Raw genomic sequence first — 15,766 nt, forward strand, 5'->3', positions numbered from 1 at the left:
GCCGCCTCAAACCGCGAGTCGCCGCGCCCGATCGAGCGGGCGCGCAAAGAGTTCGGCCAGATCGCCGGCCTGTTCGTAGCCGTGCACGGGAGAGAAGACCAGTTCGATGGACCACTTCGTGCGCAGCCCTTCGGCCTCGAGCGGATTGGCGAGCCCCAAGCCACAGACGGTGAGGTCGGGGCGCGCATCGCGGCACCGGTCGAGCTGCTTTTCCACGTCCTGCCCTTCACTCACCTGCGCCGTGGCGGGCAGACGCGACAGCTCGGCGTCGATGAGCAGCTTATCGAGATACGGCGTCCCCACCTCGACGAGCGCCATGCCGCACTCCTCATGCAGGAAGCGGGCAAGCGGGATCTCGAGCTGGGAATCGGGGAACATGAACAACCGCTTGCCCTCGAGCTGCGAGCGATAGCGCGAGAGCGCCACCCGCGCCCGCTCGGCGTTGGGGGCCACGCTACTGTCGAAGTGGGCCGGGGTCACGCCCCAGGCATCTGCCGCGGCGCGCAGCCAGGCGGTGGTCCCTTCCACGCCGAAGGGATAGAGCGCCGGCAACAGCGTCGCTCCACGAGCCACCAGCGCGCGCGCGGTGTCGCCGAGAAACGGTTGCGCGAGCAGGATGCGCGTATTGGGGCCAACGGGCGGCAGCTCGCGGGCCCGCCGGGGCGGGAAGAAATGCACGGGCCCCACCCCAAGCTTGGCAAACATGCGCGCGAACTGATCTTCGACCACATCGGCCACGGTGCCGACCACGAGCAGGGACGGCTCGGCCGTGCGGCTCTCCGGCAGGTGCGGCACCATGCTGCGCAGGCAGGCGTCTTCCCCCTGCGTGAAGGTGGTTTCGATGCCGCTGCCGCTGTAGTTGAGGATGCGCACGCGCGGCATGAACTGGCCGTTGAGGCGTTCGGCGGCGCGCGCCAGATCGAGCTTGATCACTTCCGACGGGCAGGAGCCCACCAGAAAGAGGGTGGTGATGTCGGGACGCCGCGAGAGCAGCTGCTGCACCACCCGATCGAGTTCGTCGTTGGCGTCGGCAAGGCCAGCCAGATCCCGTTCGCTGAGAATGGCGGTGGCAAAGCGCGGCTCGGCGAAGATCATGACCCCGGCCGCCGACTGCACCAGGTGCGCGCAGGTGCGCGACCCCACCACCAGAAAGAAGGCGTCCTGCATCTTGCGATGCAGCCAGACGATGCCGGTCAGGCCGCAGAAGACCTCGCGCTGACCACGCTCGCGGATGACCGGCAGCTCGAGGGCCGTACTCACGAGACGTGCACCTGGGCGGCCCGGGCGGCCTTTTCCGCAGCTTCCTGCAGCCGCGCGGCACGGAGCTTGAGGATGAATTGAATGGCGTTCACGGTGTAGGCGGCATAGGCGACCAGGGCCATCCACATCAGGAAGCGAGGATCCCATGCCAGAGACAGCCCCACGAGATAGGCCGTGTGCTGGCCAATCACGAAGAAGCTGACCACGTCTTCCCAGAAAAAGGACTCGTGGAACAGGTACTGGCCGAACACCACTTTCTCCCAGATCGCGCCGGTCACCATGATGGTGTACAGCACGAGCGTCTTCACGACAATGGAAAGGTGGGCCGCCTCCAGTCCCTGTCCGGTCCGGAGGTAGCGCAGCACAAGGAAGACGGACACGCCCATGACGAGAAATTGGACGGGTGCAAGGATTCCCTGCACGAGTGTCCATTTGGTCTCGTCGCGGCGCTTCCGCTCTTCCGGCGTATACAGACCCGTGCGCACGGTGGGTGCCGACGCGCGCGGATCGGCGGCCGCTGTAGGCGCGGCCGTCTCGGGATGGGGCACAACAGTCATCTAGCCGTCTCTTCCGGGGGTTCGCTGCCCAGATGAGCAGAAGGTGTGATCGGACCGGGTAGTTGTCAAGAAGAATTGACGTACACTTTTCTTGACAACTGGACCACGTGGTACCATTATCGGCGTGCTTACGTTATGGTGTGCCCGCACACCAGGGCCCATTTCACCACGCCATCGTGCCAAGGAGTTCCCGCGTCATGACCGGCGCGTCTCTCCAGCCAGCTGCCAGCGGCTTCCCCACGGTGAATCGAGGCCCGGGATCCCACCCCGATGCCATGGACCACCTTACTTCGCAGCGCCGCAGTGAGCGGCTCGAGCGCCTGGAGCGGACCATCCAGAACGAACTCGTGCCGCGCCTGATGACGAGCCACCGTGTGGGGCCGGTCTCGCCGGCCATGGCGGCCGCGGCCGCCCGCATGCTTTCGGAGGCGGACGTGCAGGCGTTCGTGGCGGCCGTGCGCAGCCCCGACGACAGCCGCGGGGCGCAGTTCGTGCGCGCCGTCCTCGCCGAAGGGGCGACGGTGGAGGGGGTCTATCTCGATCTGCTGGCCCCCTCGGCCCGACGGCTGGGCGACATGTGGGACAACGACGAGTGCGATTTCGTCGAGGTGACGGTGGCGCTGGGGCGCATGCAGCGGCTGCTGCGCGATCTGTCGCAGGTGTTCCTGGCCGAGTCGGGGCATGCGGAGCCGGTGGGCAACATCTTGCTCACCTGCGTGCCGGGAGAGCAGCACACGCTCGGCATCATCATGGTGGGGGAGTTCCTGCTGCGCGACGGCTGGCGGGTGCTCGTGGGCGCGCCGTGGACAGAAAGCGACCTGCTTGCCATGGTCGCCGCGGAGTGGTACGACGTGATCGGCTTCTCGGTCGGTACGGAGAGTCGCCTGTCGGTACTGCGTCGCGATATCCGCCGGCTCAAGCAGGCCTCGCGCAACACGAACGTGCAGGTCATGGTTGGCGGACAGCTGTTCGCCGAAGACCCCTCACTGGCCGATCAGGTCGGTGCCAACGCGATCGCGTCCGATGCCCGTCAGGCACCGGCCATTGCGCGTTCCCTGCTGACGGCGGCGCGTGCGGGACTGCCGGAAGCGCATCGGACGGAGGGGCTCGGCGAGTATGGCCAGTTCCGTGAAGCCCTTCGACGCGAATAATCCCGCCATCGGCGAGCTCGATGCCCGTTCGGCTGCCTCATTGCTCGCGGTGGCCGGGGACATTGCGCTTGTCATGGATGGGGCCGGCGTCATCCGGGACGTGGCCGTCATGGGCGGCGGTGACACGCAGTTCGATGCGGCCACCCAGTGGATCGGCCGGCCGTGGAACGAGACCGTGTCGGGCGACTCGCGCGCCAAGATCGATACGCTGCTCAAGGAAGCGATCCACCAGGGGGTGTCGAAGCGCCGCCAGGTGAATCACCTCATGGGCGACGTCATGGACGTGCCCGTGTCGTACACCACGATCAAGCTTGGGCGCGACGGCAGCCTCGTGGCGGTGGGGCGCGACATGCGCCACGTGTCGGCGCTACAACAGCGGCTGGTGGAAGCGCAGCAGGCGATGGAGCGCGACTATTGGCGCCTGCGTCATGTGGAAACGCGCTACCGCCTGCTCTTTCAGCTGGCGAGCGACGGCATCCTTGTGCTCGACGCGGCCACCCTCAAGGTGCTCGACGCCAACGCCGCCGCGGGACAGCTCTTTGGCGAACCCACCGACCGGCTGATCGGCCGTGTCTTTCCGCTGGGCATGGATGCCACGGCGGCGCGGGCGCTCGAGGATCTGCTGGGTGCCGCACGCAGCGCCGGCCGGGCGGGCGACATGGCCATCACGCTGCACGGTGGGCGGGCGGTCCATGCGTCCGCCTCCTGCTTCCGTCAGGAGCAGGCGACGCTGCTGCTCGTGCGCTTCTCGCCGGCGGAGTTGCCAGCGGCCAGCAGCAGCGGCGCCAACTCGCCGTCGCGGCTGCTCGATCTGCTCGAGCGCTCCCCCGACGCGTTCGTGGTAACCGACCTCGAGGGCGTCATCCTGACCGCCAATCGGGCGTTCCTGGACATCACGGAGCTGGCGAGCGAAGAGCAGGTGCGCGGAACCCCGCTGGCCACCTACATCGGGCGCCCCGGCGCCGACTTCCCGGTGTTCACCAGTATGCTGCGGAAGAACGGCGTGGTGCGGCTCATGGCGACCTCCGCACGCGGCCTCCATGGCAACCAGTCCGAGGTCGAGGTGTCGGCCGTCTGGGTGCCCGAAGGGGAGGAGCCGTGCATCGGCTTCACGATTCGTGACATCGGCCGGCGGCTGGCGAGCGGCCCGCAGGGGGCCCGCGACCTCACGCGCGCCGTCGAGGAGCTCACGTCGCTCGTGGGGCGCGTCTCGCTGCGCGACCTCGTGCGCGACACGGTGGACCTGGTGGAGCGGCATTTCATCGAGGCCGCCCTCGAGCTCACCAACGACAACCGGACGTCGGCCGCCGAAGTATTGGGGGTGAGCCGGCAGAGCCTGTACGTCAAGTTGCGAAGACATCGACTGGTGAGCCCCGGTGGTGATCGGGAAGATGATGTGAGCGGCTAGCGGCACCGCCGCCCCTCACCGGCGCTGCCGGCCTTCCCTGAACCATCCCAGTAACCGGAAAAGCAAAGTGGTCTCTGTCGCATACGGTTACTGTCAACTAAACTGGACACCTATGGGCGTCAGCTACACAGAACGTACGGTCCCGGCACGACTGGATCCGAAAGCGGTCCTGACGTTGCTCAAGCCAGTCACGTGGTTCCCCCCGATGTGGGCGTTCACCTGCGGAGCGATCTCCGCCGGCGTACCGCTCTCGTCGGAGCGCCTGTGGACGCTGGCGTTGGGCATCGGGTTGACGGGACCGTTGGTCTGTGCCTCGAGCCAGGCGGTGAACGACTGGTTCGACCGCCACGTGGACGCCATCAACGAGCCGAACCGCCCCATTCCCTCGGGGCGCATCCCGGGGCAGTGGGGGCTGGCCATTGCCATCTTCTGGAGCGCCCTCTGTATCGTATGGGCACTCCCCCTGGGTCGGTTCGGGCTGGGCGCCGTGGCCGTGGCGCTGGCCTTTTCGTGGGCCTACAGCGCCCCGCCCTTCCGCTTCAAGCGCAACGGCTGGCTCGGCAACACCGCCGTTGGCTTCACCTACGAAGGACTCGCGTGGATCACCGGCGCGGGCATCATGCTGGGCAATGTGCTGCCGCCCACGCCGCTGCTCCTGCTGGCCGTGCTGTACAGCATCGGGGCGCACGGCATCATGACGCTCAATGATTTCAAGGCCATCGAAGGCGACCGGCAGATGGGGGTGAACTCGCTTCCCGTCCTGCTTGGCCCCACGGGGGCGGGGTGGGTGGCTTCGCTTGTCATGCTGCTGGCGCAATGCGTCGTGATCGGGCTGCTGGTCACGTGGGGGCGCCCCGGGTTCGCCATCGCCATCGGTGTACTGACCGTCGTTCAGGCGGGGCTCATGGGGTGGTTCGTGCAGAAGCCGGTGGAGCGGGCGCTCTACCTCAGCGCCTTCGGCGTACCGTTCTACGTGAGCGGCATGATGGTGTCGGCGTTCGCCGTGCGCACGCTCCCCATCGTCACCACGTTCGGTGAGGGGCTTCGCTGATGGGCAGCGCCGTGGCGCCGTCATCCGCCGCCATGCCGGTCGCCACGCTGGCGGCCGAGTCGGGCATGAGCTGGTGGAACCTGACGCGCCTCGGTTTCGTGCAGGCGGCGATCGGTGCGGTAGTGGTGCTGCTCACCACCACCATCAACCGTGTCATCGTCGTGGAACTCGGGTTGCCGGCACTCATTCCCGGGCTGCTGGTGGCGTTGCACTTCGCGGTCCAGCTGTACCTGCGTCCCCGCCTCGGTCATGACAGCGACGGGCACGGGCGTCGGACGCCGTGGATTCTGGGTGGCATGGTGGTGTGTGCCCTCGGTGGTGTTGGTGTGGCCGCCAGCGTGCCGGTCATGGCCGAGCATGCGGTGCTGGGGGTGGTGCTGGCCTCGCTCGCCAGCATGCTGCTGGGTGCGGGGGTGAGTGCGTCGGGCACCCCGCTGCTGGCACTCATGAGCGAACGGGCCAGCCCCTCGCAGCGCGCCGGCGCCGCGGCCATCACGTGGATCCTGATGATCGTCGGCATCATCATCACGGCGGCCACCTCGGGCTCGCTGCTCGATCCCTTCTCGTTCACGCGCCTCATTGCCATTGCCGGTGGCATTGGCGGGGTGGGGCTGCTGGTGTCGTGGCTGGCCACACGGGGCGTGGAACAGGGGCCGCGCCCCGTCATGCCTGCCGGGGCAGCGACGCACGGACACGCGTCGTTCCGCGACACCGTGCGCACGGTGTGGCAGGAGCCGGCGGCCCGACTCTTTTCGGGCTTCATCTTCCTGGCCATGTTCGCCTACAGCGCGCAGGATCTCATCCTCGAGCCCTTTGCCGGCATTGCGTTCGGCATGACGCCGGGGGAGAGCACGAAGCTGTCGGGAGCCCACCACGGCGGGGTGCTGGCGGGAATGATTGTCGCGGCGCTCCTCGCAACGCGGACCGGGCAGTTGCGGCACTGGGCCGCGGCCGGCTGTGCGGCATCGGCGGTCACGTATCTGGCGCTGGTGGCCTCGCCCGGCCTGTTCAGCGTTTCGGTGTTCACGCTGGTCGTGGTATTGCTCGGTATCGCCAATGGCGTGTTCGCGATTGGCGCGATCGGCTCCATGATGGCGCTCACGGGCGACAAATCCGACGGTCGCGCAGGGTTGCGCCTCGGCGTGTTTGGCGCGGCGCAGGCGCTTGCCTACGCGGTGGGCACCATGTCCGGCGCGGCCGGCGTCGATCTGGCGCGTGCCGTCTTCGACTCCCCGGTGCGTGGGTATCTGGCGGTATTCGGTGTGCAGGCGTTCCTTTTTGCCGCGTCGGCGTGGCTGGCGCTGCGGAGCGCGTCGAGCGAGCGCGCCAACGCGGTGTTCCAGCAGCGCGGTGAAATGCTGTCGGCAGTTATCCAATGAGCCACACGGAGGCCAGTCTCATGAGTGCACAGCGCGGCGACCAGCAGGAAGACCTGACCCAGCTCGAGCGGGGAGTCCCGTACGAGGATGGGGAACTGTTCGATGTGGTCGTGGTGGGCGGCGGCCCGGCCGGTGCCACGGCCGCGCACGAACTCGCCTGCGCCGGGCGCAAGGTGCTGCTGCTCGATCGTGCCTGGCGCACCAAACCGTGCGGCGGGGCCGTACCGCCCCAACTGCTCCGTGATTTCGCCATCCCCCAGTCGCTGCTGGTGGCGCGGGTGAATACGGCACGGGTCATCTCGCCGACAGCCAAGAAGGTGGACATCCCGGTTGGTGAGGGCTTCGTGGGCATGGTCGACCGCGACGTGTTCGACGAGTGGCTGCGCCAGCGAGCGGCCATTGCGGGCGCGGTGCGGCGTACCGGCGCGTTCACGCAATTCTCGCGCGATGCCGATGGCATGGCGACGCTCACGTACACCGAGGGGCGGTCGCGGCACGGGGCCGTGCGCACCGTGCGCGCACGCTACGTGATCGGCGCCGACGGGGCGCTTTCGCCGATCGCCCGGCAGTGCATCCCGGGGTCGCACAAGGCCAAGCATGTGTTCGCGTACCACGAAATCGTGAAGTCGCCCACGGCCGACAGCGAAGTGTTCGGCCACGACCGTGTGGACGTGTACTACAACGCCCCCCTCTCTCCCGACTTCTACGCCTGGGTGTTCCCCCACGGCCCCACGACCTCCATTGGCACCGGGACCTTCCAGAAAGGCTTCGGTCTCAAGGAGGCGGTGGCGCGTCTGCGGGCGGACACGGGCATGGACCGGCTGGAGACGATCCGCCGGGAAGGCGCCCCCATTCCCATCAAGCCGCTCCCCCGCTGGGACAACGGGCGGGACGTCGTAGTGGCCGGCGATGCCGCCGGGGTAGTGGCGCCCGCCAGCGGAGAAGGCATCTTCTACGCCATGACCGGCGGCCGATTTGCCGCCGACGCGGTGGAAGAGGCGTTGCAGACCGGCAAGGCGTCGGCGCTGAAGCAGGCGCGCCGCCGCTTCATGCGCTTGCATGGCCCGGTGTTCTTCGTGCTCGATGTGATGCAGAGTTTCTGGTACACCACCGACAACCGGCGTGAGCGCTTCGTGGCGATCTGCCGGGATCGGGATGTGCAGCAGCTGACGTTCGACGGCTACATGCGTAAACAGCTCGTGCGGGCGAAACCCATGTCGCACGTGCGGATCTTCTTCAAGAACCTGGCGCATTTGGCCGGGCTCGCGCCCGCCTGATCACCGTCTCCGCATCCACTCCCCGATGCTGATCTCGATCGCCATCGACTTCCGCCACGCCGATGTGGCAACGCGTGAGCGCTTCCATCTCTCCGAGGAGCGCCTCACGCAGTTGTACCGCACGGCGCGCACCGAAGTGATCACCGAGTCCGCGCTCATCTCCACGTGCAATCGCACCGAGCTGTACGCGTGGGTCGACAGCGACGATCCGCAGGTGATCGAGCGCTCCGTGCAGGTGCTGGCGCGGCGCTGGATGCGCACGCGCACCGAGGGCGACCAGCTGCTCACCACGGCCACGCGCCGCGAGGGGCGTGACGCCGCCGAGCATGTCATTCGCATCGCCTCCGGCCTCGAGTCGCAGGTCCTCGGTGACGGGCAGATCCTGGGCCAGCTCAAGGCGGCCTACAAGCGTGCCTCGCGTGGCCAGGCGGCGGGGCCGGTGCTGCATCGCCTGTTCGAAACGGCGCTTCGCGCCGGCAAGCGGGTACAAACGGAAACGTCGCTCACGGCGGGGCGCAATTCCGTGGGTGCCGAAGCGGCCATTACCGCCTCGCAGCGCTTCGGCAATCTCGAGAACGCACGCTGTGTGGTGATCGGCGCCGGCAAGACCGGCGCGCGCGCCGCCAAGCAGCTGCACAAGCTGGGCGCCCGCGACATCGTGGTGGTGAATCGCACCTTCGAAAACGCCGCGAGCCTGGCCGGCATGGTGGGCGGCCGCGCTTCCACCTGGGACGCGCTGCATGTGGAAGCGGCGATGGCCGACGTGGTGATCGTCGCGACCGGCAGCGAAGTGCCGGTGGTCGAGGCGGCGGCCCTTCAGCGCGCCCGTGAGGCGTGTGCCGCGACCGGCTACGCCCTGCTCATGATGGACCTCAGCGTGCCCCGCAACATCGACCCGGCGGTGACGACGGAGAGCGGCATCACGCTTATCGATCTCGATACGCTGCACCAGCCGCTGCTGTCGGCCGAAACGATGCGCCGGGATGCCGTGCCGCACGCGCAAACGATCTGCGCCGGTGAGACCGACGCGTTCATGGAGTGGCTGGCCACGATGCCCGCGCGTGATGCCATCCAGCCGCTGCGGGCAGCACTCGAAGACGTGGCCCGCCGGGAAGTGGCGTTTCACTCGAAGGACGACAGCGTCGCCGAAAAGGCGGCCTCGCGCATCGTGGCCAAGCTGCTCGCCGGCCCCATGGCGGCGCTTCGGCGTGCCGTGCAGCGCGGGGAGCCGCTCGATCAGCACGCGATGATGCTGCTCGAGATGTTTGCGCCAGGCGGCGGCGCTGGCGCCACGGACACGCGCCGCAGTGGCACGCACCGGGCCGTGGCCGCTCCCGCCCCGACGCCGGCCGCCCCCGCCGCTCCGGCGCCCCGCCTGAGGCCGCGCGTGGCCCCGGCCGCTTCCTCGGCCACGGTGCCGTCGCCGGTCGCGGCCGCCCACGAGGCGGCACCGCTGGTCGCGTCTCGCCACTTCAACTGACCCTGCGGGCGGCGCCCGGCCGCAGGGTCGTGCGCCGCCAAGTACCTTTGACATTCGAGTTGCCCGGCTCCCGGCAGCCCGAGTTCACCCGGGCTTTTCCGAGCCCGCTACTCCCCTCTGTATGAACGACCTGTTGTTGCGCGCGCTGCGCCGCGAATCCGTCGAGCGCCCCCCAGTGTGGATGATGCGCCAGGCCGGACGGTATCTCGCCGAGTACCGTGCCGTGCGCGCGAAAAGCGACTTCCTCACGATGTGCCGCACGCCCGAGCTGGCCACGGAGGTCACGCTGCAGCCGATCGATCTCGTGGGGGTGGACGCGGCGATCATCTTCAGTGACATCCTGGTGATCCCCGAGGCCATGGGGATGCACCTCACGCTCGACGAAGGGGTCGGACCGCAGTTCCCGTCGCCGATTCGTTCGCCGCAGGATCTGGAGCGCCTGCGTGCCGTCGATCCGGAAGATCAGCTCGGCTACATGCTCGAGGCGCTGCGCATGACCCGTCGCGCGCTCAACGGGCGCGTGCCATTGATTGGCTTTGCCGGGGCGCCGTGGACGCTGGCGGCGTACATGGTGGAGGGCAAGGGCACCAAGCAGTTCGCGGTGGCCAAGAAGATGCTCTTCGAACAGCCGGCCCTCGCACATGCGCTGCTCGATCGCCTCGCCACCGCAGTGGGCGATTTTCTCGTGGCGCAGGTGGCCGCGGGGGCACAGGTGGTGCAGCTGTTCGACTCGTGGACCGGCGCGCTGGCTCCTGACGAGTTCCGCACCTTCTCCCTCCCCTACCTGGCCAAGGCGGCGCTGCGGGCCCGCGAAGCGGGCGTGCCCGTCATCGTCTTTGCCCCCGGTGGCGGATGGGCGCTGGGCGAAATCGCCGCCGCGACGCAGGCGGATGCCATTGGGGTCGACTGGCACACCGCGCCGCACGACGCGCGCCGGCAGACCGATCCGTTCAACGTGGCGCTGCAGGGGAATCTCGATCCGTGCGCGCTGTATGCCCCACCCGCCGACATTCGCCGTCGCACGCACGAGATGATCGCCAGCTTCGGGCCCGTGGGGCATGTGGCCAACCTCGGCCATGGCATCCTTCCCGACATGAAGCCCGACCATGCACGGGCGTTCATCGATGCCGTGAAGGAATGGGAGTGGACCGAAGAACGGGTGGCGGCGCATCAGGCGAGCGCGCCGTTCCGTCAACTCGCGGAGGTCCCGTGACCGTGGCGACTCCGCTCGAGGATGCGCCAGCCGTGCCCACCAGCGGCAATCGGCGCAGCGACATCACCCGCTGGATCGCCGGGCTCCACGACGAGCTCACGTCGTTCTTCGGACGGCTCGATCGGGGCGGGACCTTCACCGAGGATCGTTGGGAACGTCCCGGCGGCGGTGGCGGGGTGGCGCGCGTCATGACTGACGGCGTGACGTTCGAGAAGGCCGGTATCAATCGTTCGGCGGTCATGGGTGTGCTGCCGCCGGCGGCGGCGATCCGACTGGGCGGCCGCGGCGCCGCAACCGGAAGCACGCACTTCTTTGCGACGGGCGTGAGCCTCGTGGTGCACCCGCGCAACCCGAAGGTGCCCACCGTGCACCTCAACGTGCGGTACTTCGAGCTCACCGACGAGGCCGGCCAGATCACGGACTGCTGGTTCGGCGGGGGCACCGATCTCACGCCGTTCTATCCGCACACGAGTGACGCCCGCACCTTCCACGTGGCATTGCGCGACATGTGCGCCCGTCACCATGCCGCACTCTATCCGGCTTTCAAGACGTGGTGCGACGAGTACTTCGTGAACACGCACCGCGACAACGAGGCACGTGGCGTGGGCGGCATCTTTTTCGACCATCTGCGCGCCCACACCGAGGCCTATGGCCTCGACCATGACGCGACGCAGGCGTTCGTGACCGATGTGGCCCGGGTTCTTCGGCAGGCGTACGAGCCCATCGTCGATCGGCGCCGGAATGAACCGTTCAGCGAGGCGGAGCGGGAGTTTCAGCTCGTGCGGCGCGGCCGCTACGTGGAGTTCAACCTCGTGCATGATCGTGGCACGACCTTCGGCCTGCAGACGAATGCGCGCGTCGAGAGCGTGCTCATGAGCCTTCCGCCGTTGGCGATGTGGCAGTACGCCCCCCGGTATTCCCCCGATTCCTTCGAAGCTCGGCTTCTCACGATGCTCGAGCCACGCGACTGGGTTACGGACGTCGCTGGAGCGTGAACCATGCGGGTGCTCGCAGATCAGGTCGGCTACGTGCCGCCGATTGAGGGCGAGGGGGGCGAGAGCCGCTCCGTTGCCGTCGTCGGCGCGGGCATCACCGGATTGGTGGCAGCGTACGCCCTGCGCCGGCGCGGGGTGAATGTCACGCTCTACGAAGCGAGCGGACATGCCGGTGGCGCCATTCGCACGACCCATGCGGATGGGTTTCTGGCCGAGCATGGCCCCAACTCGTTCGTGACCTCCGGTCCGGTCGAGGCGCTCATCGAGCAGCTCGACCTCAAGGACGACGTGGTGGAAGCCAATCCCGGTGCCAATCGCCGCTACGTGGTGCGCGACGGACGGCTGCTGCCGTTTCCGCTCACGCCCGGCGCCATGCTGGGCACTCCCCTGCTCTCGCTCAAGGCGAAGCTGCGGGTGCTGCTCGAGCCTCTCGTGCGGACCCGCAGGCAGGACAGCGACGAGTCGATCGCGAGCTTCGTCGGGCGCCGCCTCGGTCGCGAGGTGCTCGACTACGCCGTGGACCCCTTCATTTCGGGGATCTTCGCGGGTGATCCGGAAACGCTGAGCATGGCCCACGCCTTCCCGCGTGTGGCCGAGCTCGAACGCCAGTACGGCTCGCTTTCCAAGGGGCTCATGGCGCAGCGCCGGCGGCAGCCCGGCGTCGACACGCGCGCCACCGACGGCAACACGGGGCATCTGATGTCCTCGCCACCGGCCCGCGCACGGCTCATCAGCTTCGTCGACGGGATGCAGACGCTCACCGACACACTCGAAGCCTCGCTCGCGGGCACCTTGCGCCTCGGATGCCCGGTGCGGCTGGTCCATCGGCAGGATGCGCGTTGGGTGGTGGATGCCGGCCAGGACGGCGCCTCGCGCTCGCGGCTGGTGGACGCCGTCGTCATGGCGACCCCCGCGCATGTGCTGGCAGCCATGGAGCTGCCGGCCGCCATGCGCCGATTCTCCGCGCCGATCGAGCGCGTGGAATACCCGCCCGTGAGCACACTCACGCTGGGATTTCACCGGGCTGATGTGCAGCACCCGCTGGACGGGTTCGGCGTGCTCATTCCGGCGACCGAACGGCGCACGCTGCTGGGGGCGCTGTTCAGTTCCTCGCTGTTCCCAGGGCGCGCTCCGGACGATTGCGTCACGATCACCTGCTTCGTGGGCGGCGCGCGTCAGGCGGAGCGCGCGCGCGAAGACACGGACCTGCTCGTGGAGCGCGTCCTGCTCGATCTGCGGCAGCTGCTTGGTGTGCGGGGCGAACCGGTGTTCGCCAAGCACGTCTACTGGTCGCGCGCCATTCCGCAGTACACGGTGGGGTATCAGGCCGTGAAGGATGCGGCCGACGCCACGGAGGCGCAGAATCCGGGGCTGTACCTGTCGGGGAACTACCGCAACGGCGTGTCGGTGGGCGATTGCGTCGCCAGCGGACAGCAGGTCGCCGAGCGCGTGGCGGCGTATCTGGCGCACGCGGGGTGACGCGCGGCGTGAGGCACGGCGTGATGCTGGCGTGTGCGGAGCGCGTCACGCATGCTTCGGCATGACACTCGACCTGCTGGCAATCGGACCGCATCGCGACGACGTGGAGCTCACCTGCGGCGGCACCCTCATCAAGGCCGTCGATGACGGCAAGCGTGTGGGCATTGTCGACCTCACGCAGGGAGAAATGGGCACCCGCGGCTCGGCGGAGCTGCGGGCGCAGGAGGCGGAGACCGCACGGGCGCTCATGGGCGTGCATGTGCGCGAGAATCTGGGACTTCCCGACGCCGGCATCACCAACGACGAGCAGACGCGGGCCGCGCTGGTTCAGGTCATTCGGCGGCTGCGGCCGCGGGTGGTGATTGCCCCCGCGCCACGCGGACGGCATCCGGATCATCGTCGGACCACCGAACTGGTACGCGACGCCTGCTTCCTGGCGGGGCTGCGCAAGTATGCCCCCGGTGATCACGACGCTTTCCGTCCGTTCAAGCTGCTGCACGTGATCACGTACCGCGAGGATTACACCAAGCCCACCTTCGTGGTGGACATCAGCGCGCAGTTCGAGCGCAAGCTGGAGGCCATCAAGGTGTATGGCTCGCAATTCGACGGGCTGACGCAGGCCGGTGAAGTGTACCCGAATGGCGAGCCGTTGTACGACATCGTGCGCCATCACGCTGCCCACTACGGCTCACTCATCCGCACCCGGTACGGCGAGCCGTTCTTCACGGATGAAACGATGGCCGTGTCCGACGTCACGTCGCTAGGCGTCTCCACCTTCTGACCGGACCCGGCAGCCCATGCTGCACGACATCTCCATTCCCCTGAGCCAGGCCACCCCCGAGTGGCCGGGTGACCAGCCCTTTCACTGCGGCTGGACCTGCCGGCGGGAGACCGGCGAGAGCGTGAACCTCGCGGCCATTACCACGAGCTTTCACGTGGGCACGCACGCGGATGCCCCGTTGCATGTGCACTCGGCCTGGCCGGCGTCGGAGGCCCTCGAACTGGATGCGTTCGTGGGACCGGCGCGCGTGGTGACGCTGCCGGCCGACTGGCCTGTCACGCAGGATCTCGACGTCATGCACGTGATCGATCTGCTGGGCGGCATCGTGCCGCTGCGTGTGCTGCTTCGCACGGGCTGCACGGTGGCAAGCGGCGCGTTTCCCGCCGACTGGCCGTGCCTGACCCCCGATGCCGCCGAGTGGTTGGCCCATCAGGGGCTGCGACTGTGGGGCGTGGACGCGCCGAGCGTGGACCGGCGGGAGAGCAAGACGCTCGATGTGCACCACGCGCTGCTGGGGCGCAACGCCTTCGTGCTGGAGAACCTCGACCTGCGCGACGTGCCGCCGGGCGCCTACGAGCTGCTGGCACCGCCGCTCGCGGTGCACGGTGCCGATGCGGCGCCGGTGCGGGCCCTGCTACGGAGTATGGTGCGGGGCTGACGAGCTGTTTCCCCGCAGTACGTCGAGCCGTGATTCGATCTGCACCGGCGTGAACATGTTGTCGGCGATTCTTGCGATCTCCTCCGCTTCGCGCCATGCCTGCTCGAGCAGCTGCAGTTCCCCCTCCATGGCACGGCGCTCCTGCTCTTCGTGCAACGCCATTTCAATGGCGAGGCGGTCGCGCGGCGCGAGCGTGTGCAGGGCCCCCGGGATCTTGTGCACCATCTTCCGGTTGTTCTTTCCTTCCCAGAAACTGCCCTTGCCCCACTCATCGTGGCCGGGCACCCAGCCGCTGCGCCGCTGTACCTGCAGCAGCACCGAGTAGGGATCGCCCGCTTCGTCGAGCAGTCCCACGGCCTCCTGTACCTGTTTGGCCGAGCCGCCGAAGCGGTTGACCGTGGGCATGAGGCGGGCGGCAATGCGCATGGCGTCGTCACCCGTGACAATGCTCGAGCCCGCAGCATGCTCGACGCGCAACTGGAGCGGCGCGTGGCTGCTGTCGCGCACGAAGGCGCTCATGCGGGCGTGCCGACGCTGCAACTCCACCAAACGACCGTCCGGCAGGGCTACGTGGCCTATGGACTTGCTCTGCCGGCCATGAATGAGGCTGTCCCAGATCTGGCCATTGGCATAGATCCCGGCAAAGCTGCCCACGCTGGCGCCCAGGGCGATGACGCCGCCGATGATGGCGGTGGCACTCCCCACCACCGCCCCCGTGACGAGCAACTGGCGCTGGCGCCGCTTCCCGAACTGGTCGCCATAGCGCCACGCGGCCATCTCCGGCCGCTGCGGCTCCCCAATGCGAATGAGGTCCACCCCTTCGCGGAGCCGCGCGAGCCCCACCTGGTCGGTGCTGACGCGCAGCCGGGTGTCGCGGAAGCGCGCTTCCATGACCTCGATGGCCTCCCAGCGCTCCTCCAGGGGGGAGAGGTTCCAGCGGCCGCACCCCCGGCACACCACCCACAGGCGCCCCTGCCGAGCGTCGTACGCCAGCCGGGAGCCCACCGGGAAGCGTTCGAAGGCCTCGTTGCGCCCGAGATTGCCGGTGCAGTGATAGCAGGTCGAAAACACAGAGGG

14 protein-coding genes are annotated in these 15,766 nt (G+C 68.4%); 11 read left to right on the forward strand and 3 right to left on the reverse strand.

Annotated features, from left to right (window positions below; all coding sequences use genetic code 11):
- Positions 1-6: 6 nt before the first annotated feature.
- On the reverse strand, positions 7-1,260 hold the full coding sequence (locus O9271_RS09735; RefSeq protein WP_298268830.1) for a ferredoxin:protochlorophyllide reductase (ATP-dependent) subunit N: 1,254 nt from the start codon (positions 1,258-1,260) through the stop codon (positions 7-9).
- Complete coding sequence (bchF, locus tag O9271_RS09740) at positions 1,257-1,745, reverse strand: 2-vinyl bacteriochlorophyllide hydratase (protein ID WP_343213894.1); 489 nt, start codon at positions 1,743-1,745, stop codon at positions 1,257-1,259. Before bchF ends, O9271_RS09735 begins: the two co-directional genes overlap by 4 nt.
- A 269-nt stretch (positions 1,746-2,014) precedes the next feature.
- Between bchF and O9271_RS09745 the strand changes: the two genes are divergently transcribed.
- The 11 genes from O9271_RS09745 (at position 2,015) to O9271_RS09795 (ending at position 14,689) form a co-directional block, all read left to right on the forward strand.
- Positions 2,015-2,968, forward strand: a complete 954-nt coding sequence (locus O9271_RS09745) for a cobalamin-dependent protein (RefSeq protein ID WP_298268834.1) — start codon at positions 2,015-2,017, stop codon at positions 2,966-2,968.
- Positions 2,934-4,376 carry a transcriptional regulator PpsR gene (gene ppsR, locus O9271_RS09750; protein WP_298268836.1) on the forward strand — a complete coding sequence of 481 codons (1,443 nt, stop codon included), beginning with the start codon at positions 2,934-2,936 and terminating at the stop codon, positions 4,374-4,376. The genes O9271_RS09745 and ppsR overlap by 35 nt, the downstream gene beginning before the upstream one ends.
- 112 nt (positions 4,377-4,488) lie before the next feature.
- The gene (chlG, locus tag O9271_RS09755; protein WP_298268838.1) at positions 4,489-5,427 is read left to right on the forward strand and encodes a chlorophyll synthase ChlG; all 939 of its coding nucleotides are present in this window, start codon (positions 4,489-4,491) and stop codon (positions 5,425-5,427) included.
- Between the two features lie 11 nt (positions 5,428-5,438).
- Entirely contained in the window at positions 5,439-6,806 is a 1,368-nt protein-coding gene (locus O9271_RS09760) for a BCD family MFS transporter (RefSeq protein WP_298268840.1), read from the forward strand.
- A gap of 20 nt (positions 6,807-6,826) precedes the next feature.
- Positions 6,827-8,083, forward strand: coding sequence for a geranylgeranyl diphosphate reductase (locus O9271_RS09765; RefSeq protein WP_298268842.1), 1,257 nt, complete (start codon positions 6,827-6,829; stop codon positions 8,081-8,083).
- A 25-nt stretch (positions 8,084-8,108) separates the two neighbouring features.
- Positions 8,109-9,563 carry a glutamyl-tRNA reductase gene (hemA, locus tag O9271_RS09770; RefSeq protein WP_298268844.1) on the forward strand — a complete coding sequence of 485 codons (1,455 nt, stop codon included), beginning with the start codon at positions 8,109-8,111 and terminating at the stop codon, positions 9,561-9,563.
- Between the two features lie 121 nt (positions 9,564-9,684).
- Positions 9,685-10,776: a uroporphyrinogen decarboxylase gene (gene hemE / locus O9271_RS09775; RefSeq protein ID WP_298268846.1), complete on the forward strand. Its 1,092-nt coding sequence runs from the start codon at positions 9,685-9,687 to the stop codon at positions 10,774-10,776.
- The gene (gene hemF / locus O9271_RS09780) at positions 10,773-11,771 is read left to right on the forward strand and encodes an oxygen-dependent coproporphyrinogen oxidase (RefSeq protein ID WP_298268849.1); all 999 of its coding nucleotides are present in this window, start codon (positions 10,773-10,775) and stop codon (positions 11,769-11,771) included. Before hemE ends, hemF begins: the two co-directional genes overlap by 4 nt.
- A 3-nt stretch (positions 11,772-11,774) precedes the next feature.
- On the forward strand, positions 11,775-13,250 hold the full coding sequence (gene hemG / locus O9271_RS09785) for a protoporphyrinogen oxidase (protein WP_298268852.1): 1,476 nt from the start codon (positions 11,775-11,777) through the stop codon (positions 13,248-13,250).
- Positions 13,251-13,311: 61 nt separating this feature from the next.
- Complete coding sequence (gene bshB1, locus O9271_RS09790; protein WP_298268853.1) at positions 13,312-14,031, forward strand: bacillithiol biosynthesis deacetylase BshB1; 720 nt, start codon at positions 13,312-13,314, stop codon at positions 14,029-14,031.
- Between the two features lie 16 nt (positions 14,032-14,047).
- On the forward strand, positions 14,048-14,689 hold the full coding sequence (locus tag O9271_RS09795) for a cyclase family protein (protein ID WP_298268855.1): 642 nt from the start codon (positions 14,048-14,050) through the stop codon (positions 14,687-14,689).
- On the opposite strand, the gene O9271_RS09800 is transcribed toward O9271_RS09795, so the two are convergent.
- On the reverse strand, positions 14,666-15,760 hold the full coding sequence (locus O9271_RS09800) for a hypothetical protein (protein WP_298268857.1): 1,095 nt from the start codon (positions 15,758-15,760) through the stop codon (positions 14,666-14,668). The two genes, O9271_RS09795 and O9271_RS09800, sit on opposite strands and share 24 nt — an antisense overlap.
- Positions 15,761-15,766: the final 6 nt, after the last annotated feature.

Origin of the sequence: Gemmatimonas sp. (genome assembly GCF_027531815.1) — a bacterium.
Classification (GTDB): domain Bacteria; phylum Gemmatimonadota; class Gemmatimonadetes; order Gemmatimonadales; family Gemmatimonadaceae; genus Gemmatimonas.